20 protein-coding genes, 1 tRNA gene and 1 pseudogene are annotated in these 23753 nt (G+C 70.2%); 1 reads left to right on the top strand and 21 read right to left on the bottom strand.

What is annotated here, in order from left to right; genetic code table 11:
• Positions 1-105: 105 nt before the first annotated feature.
• The 20 genes from AB0C36_RS01715 to AB0C36_RS01620 form a co-directional block, all read right to left on the bottom strand.
• Complete coding sequence (locus AB0C36_RS01715; RefSeq protein ID WP_358347640.1) at positions 106-921, bottom strand: F0F1 ATP synthase subunit delta; 816 nt, start codon at positions 919-921, stop codon at positions 106-108.
• Positions 921-1487: a F0F1 ATP synthase subunit B gene (locus AB0C36_RS01710; protein WP_358347637.1), complete on the bottom strand. Its 567-nt coding sequence runs from the start codon at positions 1485-1487 to the stop codon at positions 921-923. The genes AB0C36_RS01715 and AB0C36_RS01710 overlap by 1 nt, the downstream gene beginning before the upstream one ends.
• A gap of 29 nt (positions 1488-1516) precedes the next feature.
• Positions 1517-1741: an ATP synthase F0 subunit C gene (gene atpE, locus AB0C36_RS01705; protein ID WP_345673097.1), complete on the bottom strand. Its 225-nt coding sequence runs from the start codon at positions 1739-1741 to the stop codon at positions 1517-1519.
• A 74-nt stretch (positions 1742-1815) separates the two neighbouring features.
• The gene (gene atpB, locus AB0C36_RS01700) at positions 1816-2628 is read right to left on the bottom strand and encodes a F0F1 ATP synthase subunit A (RefSeq protein ID WP_358347634.1); all 813 of its coding nucleotides are present in this window, start codon (positions 2626-2628) and stop codon (positions 1816-1818) included.
• 87 nt (positions 2629-2715) lie between these two features.
• The gene (locus AB0C36_RS01695) at positions 2716-2961 is read right to left on the bottom strand and encodes an AtpZ/AtpI family protein (protein WP_358347632.1); all 246 of its coding nucleotides are present in this window, start codon (positions 2959-2961) and stop codon (positions 2716-2718) included.
• A gap of 100 nt (positions 2962-3061) precedes the next feature.
• Positions 3062-3466 (bottom strand): Cg1360 family ATP-synthase-associated protein, encoded by a 405-nt coding sequence (locus AB0C36_RS01690; protein ID WP_358347629.1) that lies wholly within the window; start codon positions 3464-3466, stop codon positions 3062-3064.
• 194 nt (positions 3467-3660) lie between these two features.
• Positions 3661-4980, bottom strand: a complete 1320-nt coding sequence (locus AB0C36_RS01685; protein WP_358347626.1) for an MraY family glycosyltransferase — start codon at positions 4978-4980, stop codon at positions 3661-3663.
• A 325-nt stretch (positions 4981-5305) separates the two neighbouring features.
• The gene (gene glyA / locus AB0C36_RS01680) at positions 5306-6580 is read right to left on the bottom strand and encodes a serine hydroxymethyltransferase (protein WP_358347623.1); all 1275 of its coding nucleotides are present in this window, start codon (positions 6578-6580) and stop codon (positions 5306-5308) included.
• 58 nt (positions 6581-6638) lie between these two features.
• Complete coding sequence (locus tag AB0C36_RS01675; protein WP_358347680.1) at positions 6639-7241, bottom strand: arsenate reductase/protein-tyrosine-phosphatase family protein; 603 nt, start codon at positions 7239-7241, stop codon at positions 6639-6641.
• A gap of 23 nt (positions 7242-7264) precedes the next feature.
• The gene (locus AB0C36_RS01670) at positions 7265-7912 is read right to left on the bottom strand and encodes an L-threonylcarbamoyladenylate synthase (protein ID WP_358347621.1); all 648 of its coding nucleotides are present in this window, start codon (positions 7910-7912) and stop codon (positions 7265-7267) included.
• A gap of 91 nt (positions 7913-8003) precedes the next feature.
• A complete protein-coding gene (gene prmC / locus AB0C36_RS01665) occupies positions 8004-8849 on the bottom strand; it encodes a peptide chain release factor N(5)-glutamine methyltransferase (RefSeq protein ID WP_358347619.1) in 846 nt (281 codons plus the stop codon).
• Between the two features lie 75 nt (positions 8850-8924).
• Positions 8925-9995, bottom strand: coding sequence for a peptide chain release factor 1 (gene prfA / locus AB0C36_RS01660; protein WP_358347616.1), 1071 nt, complete (start codon positions 9993-9995; stop codon positions 8925-8927).
• A 200-nt stretch (positions 9996-10195) separates the two neighbouring features.
• Positions 10196-10420 (bottom strand): 50S ribosomal protein L31, encoded by a 225-nt coding sequence (gene rpmE / locus AB0C36_RS01655; RefSeq protein ID WP_358347614.1) that lies wholly within the window; start codon positions 10418-10420, stop codon positions 10196-10198.
• A gap of 273 nt (positions 10421-10693) precedes the next feature.
• Positions 10694-12817 (bottom strand): transcription termination factor Rho, encoded by a 2124-nt coding sequence (gene rho / locus AB0C36_RS01650; protein ID WP_358347612.1) that lies wholly within the window; start codon positions 12815-12817, stop codon positions 10694-10696.
• A 579-nt stretch (positions 12818-13396) separates the two neighbouring features.
• Entirely contained in the window at positions 13397-14311 is a 915-nt protein-coding gene (gene thrB / locus AB0C36_RS01645; RefSeq protein ID WP_358347609.1) for a homoserine kinase, read from the bottom strand.
• A 487-nt stretch (positions 14312-14798) separates the two neighbouring features.
• Complete coding sequence (gene thrC / locus AB0C36_RS01640) at positions 14799-15923, bottom strand: threonine synthase (RefSeq protein ID WP_358347606.1); 1125 nt, start codon at positions 15921-15923, stop codon at positions 14799-14801.
• Positions 15920-17212, bottom strand: coding sequence for a homoserine dehydrogenase (locus AB0C36_RS01635; protein WP_358347677.1), 1293 nt, complete (start codon positions 17210-17212; stop codon positions 15920-15922). The genes thrC and AB0C36_RS01635 overlap by 4 nt, the downstream gene beginning before the upstream one ends.
• Before the next feature lie 391 nt (positions 17213-17603).
• The gene (gene lysA / locus AB0C36_RS01630) at positions 17604-18992 is read right to left on the bottom strand and encodes a diaminopimelate decarboxylase (RefSeq protein ID WP_358347603.1); all 1389 of its coding nucleotides are present in this window, start codon (positions 18990-18992) and stop codon (positions 17604-17606) included.
• Between the two features lie 68 nt (positions 18993-19060).
• Complete coding sequence (argS, locus tag AB0C36_RS01625) at positions 19061-20701, bottom strand: arginine--tRNA ligase (RefSeq protein WP_358347674.1); 1641 nt, start codon at positions 20699-20701, stop codon at positions 19061-19063.
• 190 nt (positions 20702-20891) lie between these two features.
• Positions 20892-21248 (bottom strand): response regulator, encoded by a 357-nt coding sequence (locus tag AB0C36_RS01620; RefSeq protein WP_358347600.1) that lies wholly within the window; start codon positions 21246-21248, stop codon positions 20892-20894.
• A gap of 227 nt (positions 21249-21475) precedes the next feature.
• Here AB0C36_RS01620 and AB0C36_RS01615 point away from each other — a divergent pair.
• Positions 21476-21547: transfer RNA gene (locus AB0C36_RS01615), tRNA-Arg, on the top strand.
• Between the two features lie 655 nt (positions 21548-22202).
• Here AB0C36_RS01615 and AB0C36_RS01610 read toward each other — a convergent pair.
• A pseudogene (locus AB0C36_RS01610) lies at positions 22203-22673 on the bottom strand (recombinase family protein); the annotation flags it as partial.
• Positions 22674-23753: the final 1080 nt, after the last annotated feature.

Below are 23753 nucleotides of genomic sequence, written 5' to 3'. Positions count from 1 at the left end.
GTCCCTGCTCTCCTAGGTGGTGGGGTTACGGTCCGCCGTCGGTGACGGCGATCTCGGAACCGCGATGCTGCTGTCTGTCGTTTACGCTGCTCGTCGACCGCGCGGTCAACGGACCAGTCGCCGCCCGGCCTCTTCGAGGCGGGTGGCCACGGTGCCGTCGATGACGTCGTCACCGATCTGCACTCGGACGCCCCCGATGACCTCCGCGTCGATCTCGACGTTGAGGTGCACCTGCCGGCCGTAGATCCGGCCGAGGGCCGCCGCCAGGCGGGTGTTCTGCTCCTCGGTGAGGGGCAGGGCCACCGTGACCAGGGCGACCACCCGGCGCCGACGCTCGGCGGCGAGCCGGGCGTACGCCTCGAGTCCCGCTTCCAGGCTACGGCTCCGCGGGTGTGCGACCAGGCGGGTCACCAGGCGCCGGGTGACGGGCCGGACCCGTCCCTCCAGCAGTCCGGAGACCAGCTCGGCCTTGCGACCGTCCGTGATGGACGGGTCGGCGAGCGTGGACCGCAGCTCGCGCTGTCCGGCCACGATGCGGCCGAAGCGGAACAGCTCGTCCTCGAGGTCGTCGAGGGAACCGTCCCGGTCCGCCCCGATGAGCTCGGCCTCGATCGACAGTTCGTCGATCGCGTCGACCAGGTCACGCGGGCGCGACCAGCGCGCCCGGACCAGGCCGCCGAGCAGATCGGCGGTCTCGCCGCCGATCTGTCCGTCGAGGAGCTGGGCCAGGAAGGCGGCCCGTGACTCCCCGGACCGCGCCGGGTCCGTCAGGACCCGACGCAGGACCACCGTGCGGTCGAGCAACAGCACGACGGAGTGCAGGTCCTCGGCGAGCACCGGCATATCGGCGCCCGTCGACTGCGCGAGCGCGTCGAGGCGCTCACGCGCCGCGGCGATCGAATCCCGGCTGGCGCCCTGCATCAGCGCACCTGCCCGGAGGTCTGGGCAGAGGTGCCTTCGGCGGCACGCGCGTCGAGCTCGTCGAGGAAGCGGTCGACGATGCGGCGCTGACGCGCCTCGTCCTCGAGCGATTCGCCGACGATGCGGCCGGCCAGTTCGGTGGCCAGCTTGCCGATGTCCTGCCGCAGCACCGTGGAGGCCTGCTTGCGGTCGGCCTCGATCTGCGCGTGGCCGGACGCGACGATCTCGTCCTTGATGCGGGCGCCTTCGGCGCGCATCTCGGAGAGTGCCGCGGCACCCTGCTCACGGGCGTCCTCGGTGAGGCGGCCTGCTTCGCGACGGGCGTCGATCAGCTGGGCGCGGTAGCGCTCGAGCTCGGCCTGGGCTTCCGCCTGGGCCTCTTCCGCACGAGCAAGGCCGCCCTCGATGGCGTCCGTACGCTCTTCCAGCGTCTTCTTGATCTTCGGCAGGAGGACCTTGCCGAGGAAGAAGAAGACGATGAGGAACGCCACGCCACCGATGATGATTTCGTCGAGCGGCGGGAGAAGAGGGTTCATCTCCTCTTCGCCGCTGGCGAGGTAGATCACGGTGGGAACCTCCGTTGGGAAGTGAAGCGTCACTTACCGAAGACGAACGGCATGACGACGCCGATGAGGGCCAGGGCCTCGGCGAGCGCGAAGCCGAGCAGCATGTTCTGGCGGATGAGGCCGGTGGCCTCCGGCTGGCGGGCCATCGCCTGGACACCGTTACCGAAGATGATGCCGATGCCGACGCCGGGGCCGATCGCCGCGAGGCCGTAACCGATGGAGCCGAGGCTGCCGGTAACTTCAGCGAGAAGCATTGGGGCTTTCCTTTTTTCGAGGCCGGTGGACTTTCCACCGGACGACGGTTGAGGAGGGGATGGTCTGGTGTCTCTCAGTGCTCGGCTTCGAGCGAGCTGGAGATGTACGAGGCGGTCAGGAGCGTGATGATGTACGCCTGCAGCCCCTGGATCAGCAGCTCGAAGGCGACCAGCGCCACGACCACGATGAACGAGGTCGCCGAGTACAGGGCGCCGATGGTCGGGCCGAGCAGGTACCAGGCCGCGACGCTGAAGGTCACGATCAGCATGTGGCCGGCGAACATGTTGGCGAAGAGCCGGACGGCCAGGGTGAAGGGCCGGACGATGACGTTCGACAGGAACTCGATCGGCGCGAGGAGGAAGTACAGCCACTTCGGCAGACCGGGCGGGAACATCATGTTCTTGAAGTAGCCCACGAAGCCCTGGTGCTTGATGCCCAGGTACATGTACGTGAGCCACACCATGCCGACGATCGAGGCCGGGAAGGCGATCCGCGAGGTGACCGGGAACTGCGCGATCGGAATGATCGACATCAGGTTCATGATCCACACGAAGAAGAAGATCGAGACCAGGAAGGGGACGAAGTGGTCGCCCTTCTTGCCGATCGTCTCGCGGGAGATCTGGTCGCGGACGAACAGGTAGCCCAGCTCGCCGACGTTCTGGACACCGCGCGGCACCAGCTTGGGCTTCGCGAACGCGCTCCAGAAGAAGCCGACCACGATGAGCACCGAGATCAGGCAGAGCAGCATCGGCTTGGTGAAGTCGAAGCTGCCGATCGAGAAGATCGGCTTGAACTCGTAGATGTTCAGCCCGGGCGAGGGGAAGCCGCAGCCGGCGTCAAACAGGTGACAGCTGCTGGCGAGCTCGACGTCAGCGGCAGCCACCATCGACTCCTTCGTCGTGAAGCATCTTTACGGCAACCTCAGTGTGTCGGCGCGGTGCGGGACCGCGGAGCGGCACGCAGCAGGGCCCGGTCAGGACCTGCCGTGGCGGAAATACACAAGAACCAGGGCCAGAGCGACTCCGACGATCACGCCGATCGGCAGGAACAGCGTGGAGTGTCCCGTCCACCGGTCGATCAGCCAGCCCAGCCCTCCGTAGAAGGCCATCCCGCCAAGGATGTAGCTGATGCTCGACCACGCGGCATCGGTGAGACCGCCGTCCTTCGGTCCCCTGTCCCGGGAACTTTCCGGACCGCTCGATCGTCCACTCTCGCTCATGACGCACCGGACGATAGCAGGCGGCCCCCGGGGTTACCGCACCCGGGCCGTCGATCTTGGGAACGCCGGTGAACGCGGGGAGAACGCGCCGTGTCATACGTCATCGTTTCCCGTCCGGTTCGACGTACGCGATCTTCAGTTTGCTGAAGACGCGGACCTGCGCGGCGATCCACACGAGGGTCGCGGCGAGGATCACCAGGGCGAAGACCTTGGTGTCGAACCAGGTGGCGTCGGCGAACGCGAAGAGCAGGATCGCCACGCCGCCCACCTGGGCGAGATAGGTCAGCATCGCCATGTTCATGATCATGAACGGATTCCCGTTGGTGATCTTTCCGATGGCGATCTGGCCCAGCGAGAAGAAGACGAGGACGACGGCGGACGCGAAGGCCGCGCCGATGAGTCCCTCGGTTCCGGCGACAATCGTGCCCACGATCATCGCGACGATCGCGACGGCGGCCGTGGGGATGGCCGAGCCGCGCAGAAGCCGTGCGTCATTGGCCTGCATGTCGGTGTCTCCGGCAAGAGTCGGGGGGTGCTGGGGTCTCACCAGGACGGCCTTGGGGTCGACGTCCCCCGGACTTACGGCAGTTGGCGGGAGTCTGAGCTTGACTCCCCTGGGTCCATCGGCCCTTAATGCCTGGTTCGTGAACGGTATCACAAACTATTTGAGCAGAGCTTTACCCAGCCCTGTGCCCAACCTCACAGCGGTCCCCTCTGGGCCCGTGAGCCGCTTCGCGCTACCGGCCGAGTGGCCGATTCCCGCTCATGCCAAGGCTGTTCGTCTGCTTCGTCCATATTGCGGAGGGCGTCGTGAGCTATGTCCTGCTCCCCGTCGGCGGCCCTCCGGCGGCCCCGGCCACGGTAGCGGGGCGGGACCACGGCGTACAACCAGCGCGGCACATGCGGGCGGAACCACGGGAGCAGCAGCACGATCAGGCCGAGCGCCATGAAGCCGAGCCCCGCGTACACGATGGGGCGGCGGGCCGGGCGCACCGAGATGAGCACGGTGAACGACGCGATCAGGCCGGACCAGAAGTACATGATCATGACGGCCCGGCTGTGCGAGTGGCCGATCTCCAGGAGCCGGTGGTGCAGGTGGCCCTTGTCCGCGGCGAACGGCGACTGGCCCGCCCAGCCACGCCGCGTGACGGCCATCACAAGGTCGATCAGCGGCACGATCAGCACCGCGAACGGCAGCACCAGCGGAATGTAGACGGGCACCAACTTGTGCGTCGCGAACGTCTGTGAGCCACTTTGCGCGGAGATCACGTCGGGATCGAGACGGCCGGTGAGGGTGATCGCCGCGGCGGCGAGCATCAGGCCGATCAGCATCGAGCCCGAGTCGCCCATGAAGATGCGCGCGGGGTGCAGGTTGTGCGGCAGGAAGCCCGCACAAACACCGATCAACAACGCGGTGAACATCGTGGGCGCGGCCGCACCGTCGATGCCGTAGCCGAACCAGAGCCGGTACGCGTACGCGAAGAACGCCAGGCCCGCGATGCACACCATGCCGGCCGCGAGACCGTCGAGCCCGTCGACGAAGTTCACCGCGTTGATGGTGATCACGACGACCGCGATGGTCAGGATCGCGCCCTGCGTGGGGCTCAGGCTGTAGGTGCCGTGGCCCGGGATCGGCAGCCACAGGATGACGATGCCCTGCCACACCATGACGCCGGCCGCGAGGGCCTGGCCGAGCAGCTTGATGACGGCGTCGACGCCCCACTTGTCGTCGATGACACCCAGCAGACAGATCAGCGCGCAGCCGGACAGCAACGCCTGTACGTCGGTCGAGTCGGTGAACACGACTTCCATGCCGGGCAGTTGACGGGCGATCAGCAGGCCCGCGCACAGGCCGCCGAACATCGCCATGCCACCGAGGCGGGGCGTCGGCTCCTTGTGCACGTCGCGCGCGCGGATCTCGGGCATCGCCCCGGCGGCGATCGCGAAGCGTCGTACGGCGCCGGTGAGCAGGTACGTGACTGCTGCCGAGACAAACAGCGTCAGCAGGTACTCGCGCAAGACTCAGCCACCGTCCCCGGACTCTGCATTTCGCCGCACACGCAGCACACTAGAGGTCATCGACTTCCCGGCGGGAAACGATCGCACAGTGGACACCCTGCGGGCCACCGGCACCGCGCGCCGCAGACGCCACATCCGCCCCCGCGCGCTCTGCGCTCACGATAGAACCACCGTTCCGGCACTCGCCCTTCAGGGCGCCCTTATCTTCGGAGGCGGGTTGCTCCGTCAGGGGCACTGCGCCCCCACGGACCGACGCGCCCCGACCGACCCGGCGACGGACGAAGCGTCCGACACAAGGACAGACGCTGCGAACCGCCCCGCCGGTTCACCGCTCGGGGTACGCCGGATGCGTCGCGACCAGGTCCGCGACCACCGCCGCGATGTCCCGCGCCGCGCTGCCGTCGGTGTCCCGCACCGCCCTCCCGACCAACGTCGCGATCTCCTTCATGTCACCCTCCGTCATCCCCTGGGTGGTCACCGCGGGGGTGCCCACCCGGATGCCGGACGCGATCATCGGCTTCGCCGGGTCGAACGGGATGGCGTTCTTGTTCAGCGTGATGCCGGCCCGTTCGCAGCGCGTCTCCGCGTCGCGGCCGCTGACCCCGAGGCCGCGCAGGTCGAGCAGCGCGAGGTGGGTGTCGGTGCCACCGGAGACCGCGCGCATGCCCTCCGCCTCCAGGCCGGCCGCGAGGGCCTGGGCGTTGGCGACGACCTGGCGTGCGTACGACGCGAAAGCCGGTTGCGCGGCCTCGCGCAACGCGACCGCCTTGGCCGCGACGGCGTGCATGAGCGGACCGCCCTGACAGAAGGGGAAGACCGCTTTGTCGATTCGCTCGGCCAACTCCTCGCGGCACAGGATCATGCCGCCGCGTGGGCCGCGCAGAACCTTGTGCGTCGTACATGTGACGACATCTGCGTAGGGAACGGGCGACGGAACCGCGCCCCCGGCCACCAGGCCGATGAAGTGCGCCGCGTCGACGACCAGGTAGGCGCCCACTTCGTCGGCGATTTCTCGAAAGAGCGCGAAGTCGACAAGTCGCGGATAGGCCGTCGCGCCGCAGATCAGCATCTTCGGCCGGTGCCGCAACGCCAGGTCCCTGACCTGGTCGTAGTCGATCGTTTCGTCCTTTTCGCGCACGCCGTAGGCGACCGTGCCGAACCAGCGTCCGGAGAAGTTCACCCGCGAACCGTGGGTCAGGTGACCGCCGTGCGGGAGCGACATCGCGAGCACCGTGTCGCCGGGGACGAGCAGCGCCGCGTACGCCGCGAGGTTCGCCGACGCGCCCGAGTGCGGCTGGAGGTTGGCGTGCTCGGCGCCGAACAGCTCGCGGGCCCGGCGCAGACCGATCTCCTCGGCGCGGTCGACCTGGGCGCAGCCGCCGTAGTAACGCCTCCCGGGATACCCCTCGGCGTACTTGTTCGACAGCGTGCTGCCGAGCACGGCGAGCACAGCGGGTGACGTGAAGTTCTCGCTGGCGATGAGCTGGAGTCCGGCCCGCTGGCGTGCCAGCTCGCCGAGGACAACATCGGCGATGTCGGGGTCGGTCCGCTGGAGCAGCGAAAAGTCCGGGCCCCAGAAGGGGACGTCGGTCGTGCCCATGGCACAACTCCTTTGGACGGAGGGAGGCACCCTCCACTGTAGGTCGGAGAGACCTACATCACATCCCTGTGCGCGCCGTCAGCGCCGTCAACATGGGGTCGATCGCGGTGTTGATCTCGGACGCGCAGGCCCGGAAGACGTTCAGCGGCGAACCGTACGGATCGGCGACCTCGTCCCACTCCGGCCCGGGAGCGGCCATCCGGCCGCGCAGCGCGGCGGCGGCCCGGACCAGGAAGCGGCCCCGCTCGACCAGGTCCCCGTCGGGCACCGCGGAACGCTCCAGGACGGCGACCAGACGGGTGAACTCCTTCAGCGTGAAGGTACGCAGGCCCGACGCGTGCCCCATCGAGACCACGTGCGCCCGGTGGTCGAGGGTCGCGGTGAGGACGAGGTCGGCCTCCGCGACGTGCTCGTCCTGGAGCTCACGCCCTTTGAAGTCCCCCGGGTCGCCGCCGAACTCGCGCACCACCTCGGCCGCGAACGGCTCCATCGAGGCACCCTCGTGGCCCCAGGTGCCGGCGCTCGCCACCTCGATGCGGTCGGACTCGTACGACGCCAGCCGCCGCGACAGGCCCAGCCGCGCCAGCCGCTCCGCGATGGGAGAGCGGCAGATGCTGCCCGTGCAGACGAACAGGATGCGGAACGGGCCCGCACCTGCCATCGCGGACCCGGGGGGAAACGGCGTCAATTGACGCCCTCCAAATCGGGCACGACTTCGCGCAGGGTCTCCAGGGACAGCGCGCCCTCGCGGAGCAGGCGCGGGCGGCCCGCGGTCAGGTCGATGATCGAGGAGGGCACAGTCGCCGGGCAGGTGCCGCCGTCGAGGTACACGGAGACGGACTCGCCGAGCTGGTCCACCGCCTGGTCCACGGTCGTCGCCGGCGGGTTGCCGGAGCGGTTGGCGCTGCTGACCGCCATCGGGCCGGTCTCGTTCAGCAGTTCGATGGCGACCGGGTGCAGCGGCATGCGTACGGCGACGGTGCCGCGCGTCTCACCCAGGTCCCACTGCAGCGACGGCTGGTGGAACGCGACGATCGTCAGCGCGCCCGGCCAGAAGGCGTCGACCAGTTCCCAGCCCAGCTCGGGGAAGCCCGTCACGAGCCCGTGCAGGGTCGTGGGCGAGCCGACGAGGACCGGGGAAGGCATGTTGCGGCCGCGGCCCTTCGCGTCCAGAAGCGCCTTGACGGCGTGCGGGGAGAACGCGTCGCCGCCGATGCCGTAGAGCGTGTCGGTCGGCAGGACCACCAGCTCGCCCCGCTTCACGGCACTGGCCGCCTCGCGCAGCCCCAGCCCGCGGTCCAGGGTGTCGGAGCAGTCGTAGCGTCGGCTCATCGGGACTGTCCCTCCAGACTGTGCACCGGCCCCTTGCGGCCGGACTCCTGATGCTGTGCCATCCCGGGGGCAACCCCCGGACCCCCGGCCCTCACGCCCCCACCTTGCGGGCCGTCGTGAACCGCGGGCGGTTGTTGAGGTCGCGGTGGTCCGCGGCGTCGACCCAACCGGATTCCTCGTTGAAGATCCATGGCACCGTGCCGCCCTGGGTGTCCGCGTGCTCGACCACCACGACGCCTCCCGGACGCAGCAGGCGGTAGGCGGTACGCGACAGCCCGCGGATCACGTCGAGGCCGTCCTGCCCCGAGAACAACGCCATCTCGGGGTCGTGGTCACGTGCCTCGGGGGCGACGTTCTCCCACTCCTCGAGCGGAATGTAGGGCGGGTTGCTGATCACCAGGTCGACGGTGCCGTTCAGCTGCGGCAGCGCGGCGAGCGCGTCGCCCTGGTGCAGGTGCACCCGCGACCCGGCGGCGTTGCGCGCGGCGAACGCGAAGGCCCGCTCGTCCAGCTCCACCGCGTGCACCACGGACCGCGGCACCTCCTGCGCCACCGCGAGCGCGATCGCGCCGGACCCGGTGCACAGGTCCACGACCAGCGGCTCGGCGACGTCCATGGCGCGCAGCGCCTCTATGGCCCAGCCCACGACCACCTCGGTCTCCGGGCGCGGCACGAACACTCCCGGCCCCACCTCGAGTTCGAGGTAGCGGAAGAACGCCCGCCCGGTGATGTGCTGCAGCGGCTCCCGCGCCTCCCGGCGCGCCACCGCCTCCCAGAACCGCGCGTCGAAGTCCCCGTCGGCGACGGTGTGCAACTCGCCCCGCTTGACGCCGTGCACGTACGCGGCGAGCTCCTCGGCGTCGAAGCGCGGCGAGGGGACGCCCGCGTCGGCCAGTCGCAGGGTGGCCTGGGCCACCTCGGCGAGCAGCAGGTTCATCTTTCTCCGTCCGCAGTCCCCGTGTGCACGGGGAAGCCGTAGAGGCGTGGATTGGGCCGCCGACGCGCCGCCGGGTCAGCCGCTGTGGGCCAGTCTGGCGGCCATGTCGGCGTCGACGCACGCTTGCACCACCGCGTCGAGGTCGCCGTCGAGCACCTGGTCGAGGTTGTACGCCTTGTAGCCCACCCGGTGGTCGGAAATCCGGTTCTCCGGGAAGTTGTACGTGCGGATCCGCTCGGACCGGTCGACCGTGCGCACCTGGCTGCGGCGCGCGTCCGCGGCCTCCTTCTCGGCCTCCTCCCGCGCCGCGGCCAGCAGCCGCGATCGCAGGATACGCATTGCCTGCTCCTTGTTCTGGAGCTGGCTCTTCTCGTTCTGGCAGGACGCCACGACGCCGGTGGGCAGGTGCGTGATGCGGACCGCGGAGTCGGTGGTGTTGACCGACTGGCCGCCCGGGCCGGACGAGCGGTAGACGTCGATGCGCAGGTCGTTGGGGTTGATCTCGACGTCGACGTCCTCGGCCTCGGCCAGCACCAGCACGCCGGCGGCGGAGGTGTGGATGCGGCCCTGCGACTCGGTCGCGGGCACCCGCTGCACGCGGTGGACGCCGCCCTCGAACTTCAGGCGCGCGAAGACGCCCTCGCCGGGGGCGGGGACGCCCTTGGCCTTCACGGCGACCGAGACATCCTTGTAGCCGCCGAGGTCGGACTCGTTGGCGTCGATGATCTCGGTCTTCCAGCCGGCCCGCTCGGCGTAGCGCAGGTACATGCGCAGCAGGTCGCCGGCGAACAGCGCGGACTCGTCGCCGCCCTCGCCGGCCTTGATCTCCAGGATCACGTCCTTGTCGTCCGCGGGGTCGCGCGGGACCAGGAGGTGCCGCAGCTTCTCGGCGAGCTGCTCGCGGCGCAGTTCCTGCTCGTCCGCCTCGGTGGCGAAGTCCGGGTCCTCGGCGGCGAGTTCGCGGGCCGCGGCGATGTCGTCACCGGCCTGCACCCACGAGCGGTAGGTGTCGACGATGGGGCTCAGCTCGGCGTACCGGCGCCCGAGGGTGCGTGCCCGCGCCTGGTCGGCGTGGACCTGCGGGTCGGCGAGCCGGCGCTCCAGGTCGGCGTGCTCGGCGAGCAGGTCGTCCATCGCCTCGAACACGGGGTGCTCCTGTCAGTGGACCGCGGCGGGTCAGCGTGCGGATGGGCCGGAAACGACGGAAGTGCGGGAGCGGTCGCGCGGCTCGGGGCACGGGACCGGTGCGGTGACGGCGTACGAAAGGGCGCGGACAAACGAACGACGCCGGAGGGAGTGCGCAGGACTCGACCGAGCCCTGCGCGCCCCTCCGGCGTCGAAAGTCGCTACTTGCTGCCCGCGCCGGGGCCCTTGCCGAAGCGCTTCTCGAAGCGGGCGACGCGGCCGCCGGTGTCGAGGATCTTCTGCTTGCCCGTGTAGAACGGGTGGCACTGCGAGCACACGTCGGCGTTGATCTTGCCGCTCGTGGCCGTGCTGTGGGTGGTGAACGTGGCACCGCAGGTGCAAGAGACGACGGTCTCCACGTACTCCGGGTGGATCTCGGGCTTCACAGGGGTCTCCTTGACGAATCGGGAGGGCACCGGGTCGCCACCATCAGGAAGGGGCGGACGTGAACCGGGGCCGACATACCAGTGTGCCAGCAGGGGGCGGTACGACCAAAATCGGGTGCCCCGCCCACCGGTTGCCGCACGCGTGACGCACATGAGCGGCGCACGTGGGCGACAGGCCGCGGGCACAGGCGGAGGGCCCCGCCGCCGCGCGAGGCGGTCGGCGAGGCCCTCCGTCGTGAAGGCGGTTCCGGGAACCGGCCGACGGACGGACCGTCAGTCGTTCGGCATCGGGGTCGTCTTCTGGATCTGCATGAGGAACTCGGCGTTGCTCTTCGTCTTCTTCATCTTGTCCTGAAGAAGCTCGATCGCCTGCTGCTGCTCCAGCGCGTGCAGCACGCGGCGCAGCTTCCACACGATCGCGAGCTCCTCCGGCGCCATGAGGATCTCCTCCTTGCGGGTGCCGGACGCATCGACGTCCACCGCCGGGAAGATCCGCTTGTCGGCGAGCTTGCGGTCGAGCTTGAGCTCCATGTTGCCGGTGCCCTTGAACTCCTCGAAGATCACCTCGTCCATGCGCGAGCCGGTCTCGACCAGCGCGGTGGCGAGGATGGTCAGCGAGCCGCCGTTCTCGATGTTGCGCGCCGCACCGAAGAAGCGCTTCGGCGGGTAGAGCGCGGTCGAGTCGACACCACCGGACAGGATGCGGCCCGACGCGGGCGCGGCGAGGTTGTACGCGCGGCCCAGACGGGTGATCGAGTCCAGCAGCACCACGACGTCGTGGCCCAGTTCGACCAGGCGCTTGGCGCGCTCGATCGCGAGCTCGGCGACGATCGTGTGGTCCTCGGCCGGCCGGTCGAAGGTCGAGGAGATGACCTCGCCCTTGACCGAGCGCTGCATGTCGGTGACCTCTTCGGGCCGCTCGTCGACGAGGACGACCATGAGGTGGCACTCGGGGTTGTTGTGCGTGATCGCGTTGGCGATCGACTGGAGCACCATCGTCTTGCCGGCCTTGGGCGGCGAGACGATGAGGCCGCGCTGGCCCTTGCCGATCGGGGCGACCAGGTCGATGATCCGGGTCGTCAGGATGTTCGGCTCGGTCTCCAGGCGCAGGCGCTCCTGCGGGTACAGCGGCGTCAGCTTGGAGAAGTCCGCGCGCTGGCGGGCGTGCTCGGGCTCGGAGCCGTTGACGGTGTCGAGCCGGACGAGCGCGTTGAACTTCTCGCGGCGCTCGCCGTCCCGCGGCTGGCGCACCGCGCCGACGATGGCGTCGCCCTTGCGCAGGCCGTTCTTGCGGACCTGGGCGAGGGAGACGTACACGTCGTTCGGGCCGGGCAGGTAGCCGGAGGTCCGCACGAAGGCGTAGTTGTCGAGGATGTCCAGGATGCCCGCGACGGGGATCAGGACGTCGTCGTCGGCGACCACGGGCTCGTTCGCCTCGAAGCCGTCACGGCCGCGGCGACGGTTGCGGTCGCGGTAACGGCCCCGGCGCCGGCGGCCGCCGCCCTCGAAGTCGTCGTCGTCCTGCGGACCGAGGTTGTCGCCGCGGTTGTCGCCGCGCTCGCCGCCGCCGGCCCGCTCACCGCGGTCGGCACGGTCGGCACGGTTGCCGCGCTCGGCACGGCCGGAGCGCTCACCGCGCTCGCCGCGCTCACCGCGTTCGGCACGCTCGGTCCGGTCGGTGCGCTCGCCGCGCTGCGCTTCGCCGTCGCCGCGCTCACGGCGGCCCTGGCCGCGCTCGCGACGGTCGCGGCGGCTCTCGCGCTCGCCGCCCTCGCCGCGTCCGCCACCCGACTGCGTGTCGTCGGCGGGCGCCTCGGCGTCCTTGTCGGCGGCCGCACGGTCGGCGGCGGCCCGGCGGCCCTTGGCGGGCTGCTGCTCGTCCTCGGCGGCCTCGGCACGGCGCGAGCGCGTCGTCGGCGCGCCCTCGTTCGCGGCCTGGCCGGGGATGTCGATCGACTGCTGCTGCGCGACGTCGGTGACGCCGCGGCGGGCGGCCCGGCGGGTACGCGTGGGCGCCTCCGCCTCGGCGGCCGGCGCGGCCTCGGCGGCAGCCGCCGGAGCCTCCGGCGCGGGGGCCTCGGCAGCCGCCTCGGCGGCGGCCTTCGCGGCCCGGGTGCCGCGCGAGGCGGCGGCCGGTGCGGGAGCGGCCTCGGCGGACGACGGCTGCTCGCCGCCACCCTGCTTGGCCTGGATGGCCTCGATGAGCTGGCTCTTGCGCATACGGCCGGTCCCGCTGATCCCGAGACCGGCGGCAACCTGCTGCAACTCCGCCAGCACCATGCCGTTCAGGCCGCCCCCGGCGGCGCGGCGGCGCCGGGGAGCGGCGGCGGTGGCGTCACTGGAGGCGGACCCGGCCTGGTCTGCGGCCTGGTCCATGAGATCGGTGGTGTCGCTCACGAAGGGTCCTTCCCTGGAGCGGGCGTCGGCCTTGATACGGCGCGGCGACCGGTTGTGCTGTCCGGCCCGGGTCCCGGGCCCTGATGGTCCGGGTACGGATCCGGTGCGGTGGTCCGCCTTGCGGCGGGAATCGTCGAAACTGCGTCCGGCGCGGTCGGGATCGGGCTCACGATCATCTGCGGGGAGTTAGTCCTCGGGGCCCCGGGAATTCTCGCGGTACGGCGTCGGGAGGACGCCGATCGGCTTCGGGGAGCCACGTTTCGTCACGAGGGACAGGCAGGAGGGGGAGCTCCCGTAGGACCGTGGCCACGGAAAACGAAACCGGGCACCGAACTGGCCCGGCCCGATGAGGGCTGGACTCCTGGTGCGGTGGTGACATTAACACTACCGGACCCACACGACATTCCCCCACCCCGTGGCGCCTCCGAGTCGGTGTGTCGGCCATTTGGCCAGACCCGCCATAGCCGTGCCGACCGGAGCCTGGCGGGCCAAGGAGGCAAGCCGGACCGGCCGAACGAGCCGCAGGCGAACCGCGTCGCGTGGTACGGCACCCTTGCCAACGAGCAACCATCTCGTGGGTTACCCGAGCGGGAGGACGCCGGCCCCCTCCGTGTCGACGTCGAGCCGGGTCGCGCCCCAGGCGGAGTCCGCGGCACCGATGACCTCGTCCACCCGTTCGGCGGTCACCAGGGCGAGCACGGTGGGGCCGGCCCCGGAGATCACGGCGGCATGTCCCTGACCTCGAAGTTTACCGACCAGCTCGGCACTGTGGGGCATCGCGGGCGAACGGTAGTCCTGGTGCAGCCGGTCCTCGGTGGCGGGCAGCAGGAGGTCCGGGCGGGTGGTGAGCGCGGTCACCAGGAGGGCGGCACGGCCCGCGTTGATCGCGGCCTCGGCGTGCGGCACCTGGGCGGGCAGCAGCCCGCGGGCGACCTCGGTGGAAAGCGGGGTGGACGGGACGAAGACCACGGGGGCTATGTCCGCGTGCGGCTGCGTGCGTACCGCGTGCGGGCCGTCTTCGTCGGTCCAGGCGGTGGTGAAGCCGCCGTACAGGCAGGCCGCCACGTTGTCCGGGTGGCCTTCGAGCGCGCTCGCGACGCCAAGTGCGGCGGCGTCGTCCAGGCGCTCGGCGCCGCCTATCGTCAGCGCCCGGGCGGCGACCACGCCGGCACAGATGGCGGCGGCCGACGAACCGAGGCCGCGGCCGTGCGGAATGCGGTTGGCGCACACGACCTCGAGGCCGGCGGGACGGCCGCCGAGCGCTTCGAAGGTGGCGTGCAAGGCGCGTACGACCAGGTGGTTCTCGTCGCGCGACAGGTTGTCGGCGCCCTCGCCCGCGATGTCGATCGAGAGCCCTCGGTCGGCGATGCGTACGACGACGTCGTCGTAGAGGCCGAGGGCGAGCCCGAAGGCGTCGAATCCGGGGCCGAGGTTGGCACTCGTCGCGGGCACGCGCACCCGCACGGGGGCGGCGCGGAAAGCAGGACCGGCCATCAGCTGTGGACACTCCTCCTCGTGGGGGTCCCGGCAGACGCCTCGAAGGACACGGTGAACGGTGGGCCGCGTCCGGCAACTGGGGAACGGCAGATGCGACGGGCGCGGACCGTGCATACGGTCGCAGAGCCGCGTCAAGGGTTCAGCGTAGCGAAAGGTCGTTTGCCTGCGGCACGCCGCGCCCGGGGGATTTTCTCGATTTCCCGTCCTGTCGCCCTGTCGACGCGACCGGGCGGACCGGCAGGTCAGGGCGGTGCGCGGAGGCCGCGGACGGCTGGGAGGGGTAAGCGGGCGCTCCCGCGTACCCCTCCTGCGGTCATCCGTACCGCTCCCGCGGCCACCGCCCGGCGTCGCTTTCCGGCCGCGGGTGTCGGCAGGGTTTTGTCACGGCCGCGACCGGGGCCGGGACCGAAGTCGATGCCGAAGTCGAGGCTGGGCCGAGGTCGATGCCAGGGTCGGGCCGGGCCGAGGTCGAGCGGTCGGCCGCTCAGCCGTCCAGGCCGAGCTGCGCCGCCGCGGCACCCGCGTCGACCGGCACGACGACCGGCTTCGGCGCACCCGCGACCGCCCAGTCCGGGTCCTTGAGGCCGTTGCCTGTCACGGTGCAGACGATGCGCTGCCCCCGGTCGACGAGTCCGAGCTCCGCGGCCTTGAGCAGACCCGCGACGCTCGCCGCCGACGAAGGCTCGACGAAGACACCCTCCTGCGAGGCCAACAGCCGGTACGCAGAAAGGATTTGACGGTCCGTCACCGAGTCGATGTGGCCGCCGGACTCGTCCCGCGCGGCAAGCGCGAAGTCCCACGACGCCGGGTTGCCGATACGGATCGCGGTCGCGATCGTCTGCGGCGACGTGACCGGGGCGCCGTTCACGATCGGCGCCGAACCGGCCGCCTGGTAGCCCCACATGCGCGGACGACGGGCCGCGAGGCCGTCCTTCGCGTACTCCTGGTAGCCCCGCCAGTAAGCGGTGATGTTGCCCGCGTTGCCGACCGGCAGGACGTGGATGTCGGGCGCGTCGCCGAGCATGTCGACGATCTCGAACGCCGCCGTCTTCTGGCCCTCGATGCGCACCGGGTTGACCGAATTCACCAGTGCCACCGGGTACTTGTCGGCCAGGTCGCGGGCCAGCGTCAGGCAGTCGTCGAAGTTGCCGTCCACCTGCAGGATGCGCGCGCCGTGCACGAGGGCCTGGCCCATCTTGCCCAGCGCGATCTTGCCGGACGGCACGAGGACGGCGCAGACCATGCCGGCGCGCACCGCGTACGCCGCCGCCGACGCGCTCGTGTTGCCGGTCGACGCGCAGATGACCGCCCGCGCGCCCTCCTCCTTGGCCCGCGAGATCGCCATCGTCATGCCGCGGTCCTTGAAGGACCCGGTCGGGTTGGCGCCCTCGACCTTGAGATGCACCTCACAGCCCGTGCGCTCGGAGAGCACCTGGGCCGGCACGAGCGGCGTACCGCCCTCGCGGAGGGTGACGACGGGGGTCGACGCGGACACCGGGAGGCGGTCCCGGTACTCCTCGATGACCCCGCGCCACTGACGGGTCTGTCCGGCGCGTGCGGCTCCGGTCTCCGGGTTCACCGCGTTGTCCACCGCGCTCACGGTCGTCATTCCCCTTCCACCCGCATGATGCCGGCGATGTCACGGACGATGTCGAGTCCGCGCAGCTCGTCCACCGTCGCCGACAAGGCGGCGTCGGTTGCGCTGTGCGTGACGATGACGAGTGTCGCATCACCGTCGCGGCCCTGCTGCCGGACGGTGTCGATCGACACATCGTGCTTCGCGAAGACGGCCGCGACCGCGGCCAGCACACCGGGCTTGTCCGCCACGTCGAGGTTCAGGTGGTAGCGGGTGACCGCCTGTCCGACGGGACGCACTTCGAGGTTGGCGTACGCCGACTCCCCCGGGCCTGTGGTCTCGGAGAGCTTGTTGCGGCACACGGCCACCAGGTCGCCGAGCACGGCGCTCGCGGTCGGCGCACCGCCCGCGCCCGGGCCGTAGAACATCAGGCTGCCGGCCGCCTCGGACTCCACGAACACCGCGTTGTACGCCTCGCGCACCGACGCCAGCGGGTGCGACCGCGGGATCATCGCCGGGTGCACGCGGGCGCTGACGGACGTGCCGTCGGCGCTGCGCTCGCAGATAGCGAGCAGCTTGACCACGCTGTCCATGCTCTTGGCGCTCGCCACGTCGGCGGCGGTGACCTCGGTGATGCCCTCGCGGTAGACGTCGGCGGCCGTGACGCGCGTGTGGAAGGCGAGGCCGGCCAGGATCGCGGCCTTGGCGGCGGCGTCGAAGCCCTCGATGTCCGCGGTGGGGTCGGCCTCGGCGTACCCGAGCTGGGTGGCCTCGTCGAGTGCCTCGGCGAAGCCCGCGCCGGTGGAGTCCATGCGGTCGAGGATGAAGTTGGTGGTGCCGTTGACGATGCCCAGCACGCGGTTGACCTTGTCGCCGGCAAGCGACTCGCGCAGCGGGCGCAGCAGCGGGATCGCACCGGCGACGGACGCCTCGTAGTACAGGTCGACGCCGTACTTCGCGGCGGCGGCGTGCAGGGTCGCGCCGTCCTCGGCGAGCAGGGCCTTGTTGGCCGAGACGACCGAGGCGCCGTGCTCCATCGCGGTCAGGATGAGGGTGCGGGCGGGCTCGATGCCGCCGATGACCTCGACGACGACGTCGATGTCGTCGCGTTTGACCAGCGACTCGGAGTCGGTGGTGAACAGCTGCGGGTCGATGCCGGGACGCTCGCGGCCGGCGCGGCGTACGCCCACACCGGCCAGCTCGACGGGGGCTCCGATGCGGGCGGCGAGGTCCGTCGCGTGCGTCGTCATGATGCGGGCCACTTCGGAACCCACCACACCACAACCGAGCAGCGCCACCTTGAGCGGCTGCGTACGCATCATCCGACCTCGCTTCATCAAGGACTTCTCGTCTATCTCAGGGTGCCCCCACCGCGCGGGCGGTGGGGCGCCCTTGATCCGGCCAGTGTCGCCGGGATCACCCGCCGATCCCACGTCCGTCCAGGATCCGAGACGGGAATTCTTGCGTGGGACACCCGGGGGACACGCGAGATTTTCCCGTCCTGCGGGGGTTGGGCGGGGTGAGGGGGGTGAGGTGGGGCGGTTTTCGGCGGGGGCCGGTTGTGGCCGGTTGTGGCGGTTCCCGTCACGGCCGGTTCCGGTCTTGGTTCGCTCCGGTCGTGGCTGGGCTCCTGTCACGGCCGGTTCCGGTCATGTCGGGCTCAGGTCACCGGTCGGCACCGGTCACGGCGGGTGGGGTCCGATCCGCGCCGCGTCAGCCGACGTCCAGCCTGAGCAGGTCTTCTTCCGTCTCGCGGCGTACGACGACCCGCCCCGCGCCGTCCTTCACCGCGACGACGGCCGGCCGCGTCACGTGGTTGTAGTTGCTGGCCATCGACCGGCAGTACGCCCCGGTCGCCGGCACCGCCACCAGGTCGCCGGGGGCGAGGTCGGCGGGCAGGTAGGCGTCCCGTACGACGATGTCGCCCGACTCGCAGTGCTTGCCGACGACGCGCGACAGCATCGGCTCGGCGTCGCTGGCCCGCGACACGAGGGCGACGTCGTACTCGGCGTCGTAGAGCGCCGTGCGGATGTTGTCGGACATACCGCCGTCGACGCTGACGTACGTGCGCAGCCCGTCGAGGTGCTTGACCGTGCCTACCTCGTAGAGCGTGAACGTGCTCGGCCCCGCGATCGCGCGCCCGGGCTCGACCGACAGGCGCGGCACGCGCAGGTTGGCGGCGGCGCACTCGCGTTCGACGATCGCGATCAACTGCCTTGCGATGTCAGCCGGTTGCTGCGGGTCGTCGGCGCTCGTGTACGCGATGCCGAGACCGCCGCCGAGGTCGATCTCGGGCAGTTCGACGCCGTGTTCGTCGCGAATTGCGGCCAGCACGGCGACGACGCGGCGCGCCGACACCTCGAAGCCCGCTGTGTCGAAGATCTGGGAGCCGATGTGCGAGTGCAGGCCCAGGAGTTCGAGGGAGCCGAGCTTGAGGACGCGGCGTACCGCCTCGGCCGCCTTGCCGTCGTTCACCGACAGGCCGAACTTCTGGTCCTCGTGCGCGGTCGCGATGAACTCGTGGGTGTGCGCCTCGACTCCGACCGTGACGCGGACCAGGACCTTCTGCGTCACACCGCGCCGCTCGGCGGCGAACGCGACGCGGGCGATCTCCTCGTACGAGTCGACGATGATGCGCCCGACACCGACCTCGATCGCCCGCTCGATCTCGGCGGCCGACTTGTTGTTGCCGTGGAACGCGATGCGCGCCGGGTCCATGCCCGCGCTGAGCGCGACGGCCAATTCGCCGCCCGAGCACACGTCGAGGTTCAGGCCCTCCTCGGCGATCCACTTCACCAGAGCGCGGCACAGGAACGCCTTGCCCGCGTAGAACACGTCGGAGCCCTCGAACGCCTGCTTCCAGGCGCGGCACCGGGACCGCAGGTCGTCCTCGTCGAGGATGTACGCGGGGGTGCCGAACTCGCGTGCGAGGTCGCGTACGTCCATGCCGGCCACCGTCACGACGCCGTCGTCCGCACGCTTCGTCGTCAGCGACCACACCTTCGGGTCAAGGGCGTTGAGGTCCTCGGGCGCCGGGAGGGCGTGGCCCTCGGGCAGGACGTCGGCGTGCCGGGGACCGGCGGGATGTGCGGACCTGCTCATGGTGCGGAGACTCCCCTGGGGCGTCGCGGTGCGGGACGGTGTCGCTGCTTACCTGTGCGGGTGGACGCTCAAAGCCTCTCAGGGGCGGAAACCCCAAGCAGCTCAAGGCCGTTCGCGATGGTCGTGCGGGTCGCCTCGACCAGCCACAGCCGCGCGCGGTTGAGGTCCGTCGTCTCGGCGTCCCCGATCGGCAGCACGCGGTTGTCGTTGCTGTCGTTGAACCGGTGGTACGCCCCGGCCAGTTGCTCCAGGTAGCGCGCCACGTGGTGCGGCTCGCGCCACTCCGCCGATTTCGCGACCACCTGCGGGAACTCGCCGAGGACGCCGAGCAGGATCGACTCCAGCTCGTGGCTCAGCAGTTCCGGCTTGAACTGGTCGGCGGACCCCTTGTCCACCCCTGCCGCCGCCGCGTTCTTCATGATCGAGCAGGTGCGCGCGTGGGCGTACTGCACGTAGTAGACCGGGTTCTCGCGCGCCGCACTCGTCAACAGGTCGATGTCGAGCGTCAGCGTCGAGTCCGTGGACGACCGCGCCAACGAATACCGCGCCGCGTCGACGCCGATCCACTCCACCACGTCGTCGATCGTGATGATGTTGCCGGCCCGCTTGCTCATCCGGACCTCTTCGCCGCCGCGCAGCATCTTCACGAACTGCCCGATGAGCACCTCGATGTTGTGCTCCGGATCGTCACCGGCGCACGCCACGATCGCCTTGAGCCGCCCGACGTACCCGTGGTGGTCCGCGCCCAGCATGTAGACGCAGACCTCATTCCCCCGATCGCGCTTGTCCAGGTAATAGGCAGCGTCCGACGCGAAATACGTCGTCTCCCCATCACTCTTGATGAGGACCCGGTCCTTGTCGTCGCCGAAGTCCGTGGTCCGCAGCCAGATCGCGCCACCGTCGTCGTACACGTGCCCCTGCGCGCGCAGCCGCTCGATGGCCTTCTCCACGGCACCCGACGCGTGCAGGCTCTTCTCCGAGAACCACACGTCGAAGTGCGCGCCGAACTCCTCCATGGACCGCTGGATCTCCGCGACCATCAGCCGCAGCCCGACCGCCGTGAAGACCTTCTTCTGCTCGTCCTCCGGCTTGGTGAGCACATCCGGCTCCGCGGCCACGATCTCCGCCGCGATGTCGTTGATGTACTCGCCGACGTACCCGTCCTCGGGCACCGGCCGACCGTTCGCGGACGCCATCAGCGACGCCCCGAACTTGTCGATCTGCACGCCGGCGTCGTTGATGTAGTACTCCGTACTCACATCCGCGCCCGCGGCCCGCAGGATCCGGCCCAGCGAGTCGCCGACCGCCGCCCACCGCACCCCGCCGATGTGGATCGGCCCCGTCGGGTTGGCCGACACGAACTCGAGGTTGATCTTCAGCCCCTGCAGGCTGTCGCCCCGCCCGTACGCCGCCCCGCCCTCGACGATCGTCCGCGCCAACGCACCCGCGCTCGCCGCGTCCAACGTCACGTTCAGGAACCCGGGCCCGGCCACGTCCACCGACGCGACCCCGTCCACAGCCGTCAGGCGCGCGGCCAGAACCGCGGCGACCTCCCGCGGCGGCTTCCCCGCACGCTTCGCCAGCTGCAACGCCACATTCGTCGCATAGTCCCCGTGGTCACGGTTCTTCGATCGCTCGACCGTCACGTGCTCGGGCACCGCAACATCCAGCTCGCCCGCCTCTACAGACGCACGAACCGCGGACAACACAGCCTGGGAAAGTTCTTCGGGGGTCACGGAACCCAAGCCTAAGCGACCTCGTCCCCCCGACGCCCCTCGGTATCCACAGCCCCGCCCCGCCATCCCCCGAACGGCGGTCCACACCCCAACCCGACGAGCCCCGCGCCCAGGCCGGCGTCCCCCCAGGTCGTCTCACACGGGCCGCCTCACCCGAGTTGTCTCACCCGAACGACAACCCCCGCACAACCCTTATCAACTGATCCGGATCGAACGGCTTCGTCAGGTACGCGTCCACCCCGGCCTCCCGGGCCCGCGCGATGTCCGCGCTCTGCGCACACGCACTTATCATCACGATCTTCAGATGCCGGGTCCGCGGATCCGCCCGCAGCCGAGCCGCCGTCCGGATCCCGTCCAGCCGCGGCATCATCACATCCAGAGTCACCAGGTCCGGCCGCACGTCGTGGACCTTCCCCAAGCACTCCTCACCGTCCACCGCAGTGGCGACCTCGAAGCCCTCCATCTGCAAATTCACGCTGATCAGCCGCCGGATCACCTCGTCGTCATCCACGACAAGCACCCGCCCGGCCCGCACCCCCGGCCTACCGCCCACCCCACGACCCTAAGCGCCCACCCCACCGCCCCGCGCCAAAACCCCACTTCCCACCCCGCCTTTAACCCCCCTTGAACCCCCACGCCCCCACCCACTCCCCCACCCCGAACCCACACGCCCCCACCCCCGCCCCCCACCCACCAAAACCCCGGCGCACCCACCCCGATCAAACTGGTAGTGTTCTCGCACATCGAGCCCCTGTAGCTCAGGGGATAGAGCAACGGCCTCCGGAGCCGTGTGCGCAGGTTCGAATCCTGCCAGGGGCACGATACAAAAGGTCGCATTCGCAGTATTGCGCTTGTGGGGCATCTCGCTCCCCTCCTGATCCCCGTGATCGCTGGTCAGCGCCTCTTCGGCGACGCTTTTGTATGTCTCTCGGGCCACCGCGTCCACGGTCTCCGCGGTCAGCGTGATCCGGCATAGGGCCGTGTCGGTGGTGCGGTCGTAGTGGATCTCCAGGCGTAGGGCTTCGAAGAGCCGGCGCGACAGGTCGTCGGGCATGCCCTCCAGATCCACCGGCCCCACGGGCAGGCGGTCCAGCAGCTCTGGGTTCGGCGCCTGGTGGATCTCGTCTTCGGCCACCCTCAGCTCGCGCTCCAGGTCCGTCTGGCGGGCCTTCAGCTCGGCTCGGCGCTCGTTGATCTCCTGGATCATCTCCGCATCGACGTCTTCGGCGAGCTCCAGGCTCCTCATCAGGCGCTTCCGCTTGGCCTCGACGTCGCGGATGCTCCGGCGCAGCAGGTCCAGCCGTTCCTGACGCGCTTGGCGCTCGGCTTCGGCGAGTCCGCGCTGGTCCGCGGCGAGGACGTTGCGGCGGTATGCGCCGAAGACGTTCCTGGCGAGGAAGTCGTTGAGTCCGTCCAGCAGGCTGTCTTCGCGGACGAAGATCATGTTGGTGTGCCCGGCTCCCTCGTAGCCCTTCTTGGGCGCGCAGACGTAGTACGGCGTGTTGTGGGGCGTCTTGCCGTAGAAGCGCCGGCCGCACAGGGTGCAGAAGAGGTAACTGCGCAGCGGGTAGGTGCGCTTCGTCGCGGGATGCCGGTTCGGGCCGGCGGCGGTGCGGGAGCGCTCGCGTCGGGCGGCCACCTGCTGCGCGAGCACGAACGTCTCCAGGTCGACGAGGGCTTCGTGGCTGGGTTCGGGCGACCAGACCCAGGCCTCGACGGGGTTCATGCGGTTCTTGACGGCGCCTTTGCGGGCGCGGCGGTTCCAGACCATGTGCCCGGTGTGCTTCGGGTTGGAGAGGATCTCCCGGACGTTGGAGAACGTCCAGCAGCCGGCCGCCCGTTCGGGCTCGACCGGGGTCGGCGGCGGATGCGCGGTCAGGTCCTGGTTCAGCCGGTCGGCGATCGCCTGGTAGCTCAGATGCTCGACGACCCGCCAGCGGAACACTTTGCGCACCACCGCGCCTTCGACCGGGTCGACGACCAGCAGGGTCTTCTTCACGCCCTTGGCGCGCTTCGCGGGCACCGGGTGCGGGATGGGGTTGGCGCGGTAGCCGTAGCAGGGCTTGCCGATGTTGTAGCCGTGCTCGGTGTGGACCGCGAAGCCGTCCCAGCTCTTCTCCAGCAGTTCGATCACGTACCACTCGGCGACGCCCTGCTTGAGGCGGCGCGTCAGGACTTGAGTGGCCTTCTTCGTCCTGCGTCCGTCCTGCTCCAGACGGAACGGCTCGTCCGCGGCCAACAGCAGGACGCCGGCCACTTCCAGTTGGTGCTCGATGGCGGTGCCGATGTACGTACGGCGGGCGATCCTCTCGATCGATTCGCAGATGACCGCATCGAACCTCCGGTCGGGCCGGGCCGCTTCCTCCAGCAGGTCCTGGATCCCGCCGTCCCGTGGGATCGGGATCACAAACTGCTCGTGGGCGTGGCCTCGGCCTCGAGCCGCCAGATCCTGACGCCCCGACTCCACGTCATAGAAGTGCGCGGCAATCACCGCGTGTTCGGGCAGCACGTTCTGGCAGTTCCGGAGCTGACGAGGCAGCGACAGCGTGGGGTCTTGCAGGTCGTCGGTCGACGTCCGGCCCGCGAACGACACCCGAAGTACACCGCCCGACCCCGCCCCACCGCCTCGCGCCCCGTCTGTTCGGGCCTGTGCTACGCGGCGTTGCCCTGCCCACTGTCGGATTGCCTCCGGGCTACCCACTGCATCACCTCCCGTAAGACTTGGGCCTGTTCGACCCGCAATCGCGCACCGTCCGCTCCCTCCGCGATCCGAATCTCGAAGACGAACTCAAGGGATCGATCCGGATCGACAGCTCGCTCCTCCGCAGCCGCCGCGGGCGTCTGCTCGGGAGCCGCCGCTATCAGGTGCGCCTTCGGCTCTGGGGGTGGGTTCGCCATAGCGCTGCCTCCAGTGCGCGGAGAACATGCGGTCCAGTCGTGCCGACGGGACGAGGCCAGGATCTTCCTGACTCAGCACGCACGACCGCGGAAAACAGCTGGTCAAACAACGTCAACGTGATGCTGG

The organism is Streptodolium elevatio, assembly GCF_040649515.1.
Lineage (GTDB): Bacteria > Actinomycetota > Actinomycetes > Streptomycetales > Streptomycetaceae > Yinghuangia > Yinghuangia elevatio.
The sequence above is the reverse complement of the archived record's forward strand: the minus strand, read 5'-3'. Positions and strand labels throughout refer to the sequence as shown.

Coding starts and splice junctions, on each gene's coding strand:
- atpB (WP_358347634.1), bottom strand. CDS start 2,628: ATGGTGGCTGCCGCTGACGTCGAGCTCGCCAGCAGCTGTCACCTGTTT.
- glyA (WP_358347623.1), bottom strand. CDS start 6,580: ATGGGCACGACCGACGTCCCCTTCTGGGGCCCGGACTTTTCGCTGCTC.
- AB0C36_RS01715 (WP_358347640.1), bottom strand. CDS start 921: ATGCAGGGCGCCAGCCGGGATTCGATCGCCGCGGCGCGTGAGCGCCTC.
- lysA (WP_358347603.1), bottom strand. CDS start 18,992: ATGAGCAGGTCCGCACATCCCGCCGGTCCCCGGCACGCCGACGTCCTG.
- AB0C36_RS01635 (WP_358347677.1), bottom strand. CDS start 17,212: ATGATGCGTACGCAGCCGCTCAAGGTGGCGCTGCTCGGTTGTGGTGTG.
- AB0C36_RS01670 (WP_358347621.1), bottom strand. CDS start 7,912: ATGAGCCGACGCTACGACTGCTCCGACACCCTGGACCGCGGGCTGGGG.
- prmC (WP_358347619.1), bottom strand. CDS start 8,849: ATGAACCTGCTGCTCGCCGAGGTGGCCCAGGCCACCCTGCGACTGGCC.
- thrC (WP_358347606.1), bottom strand. CDS start 15,923: ATGACGACCGTGAGCGCGGTGGACAACGCGGTGAACCCGGAGACCGGA.
- atpE (WP_345673097.1), bottom strand. CDS start 1,741: ATGCTTCTCGCTGAAGTTACCGGCAGCCTCGGCTCCATCGGTTACGGC.
- AB0C36_RS01675 (WP_358347680.1), bottom strand. CDS start 7,241: ATGGCAGGTGCGGGCCCGTTCCGCATCCTGTTCGTCTGCACGGGCAGC.
- thrB (WP_358347609.1), bottom strand. CDS start 14,311: ATGGCCGGTCCTGCTTTCCGCGCCGCCCCCGTGCGGGTGCGCGTGCCC.
- AB0C36_RS01695 (WP_358347632.1), bottom strand. CDS start 2,961: ATGAGCGAGAGTGGACGATCGAGCGGTCCGGAAAGTTCCCGGGACAGG.
- AB0C36_RS01690 (WP_358347629.1), bottom strand. CDS start 3,466: ATGCAGGCCAATGACGCACGGCTTCTGCGCGGCTCGGCCATCCCCACG.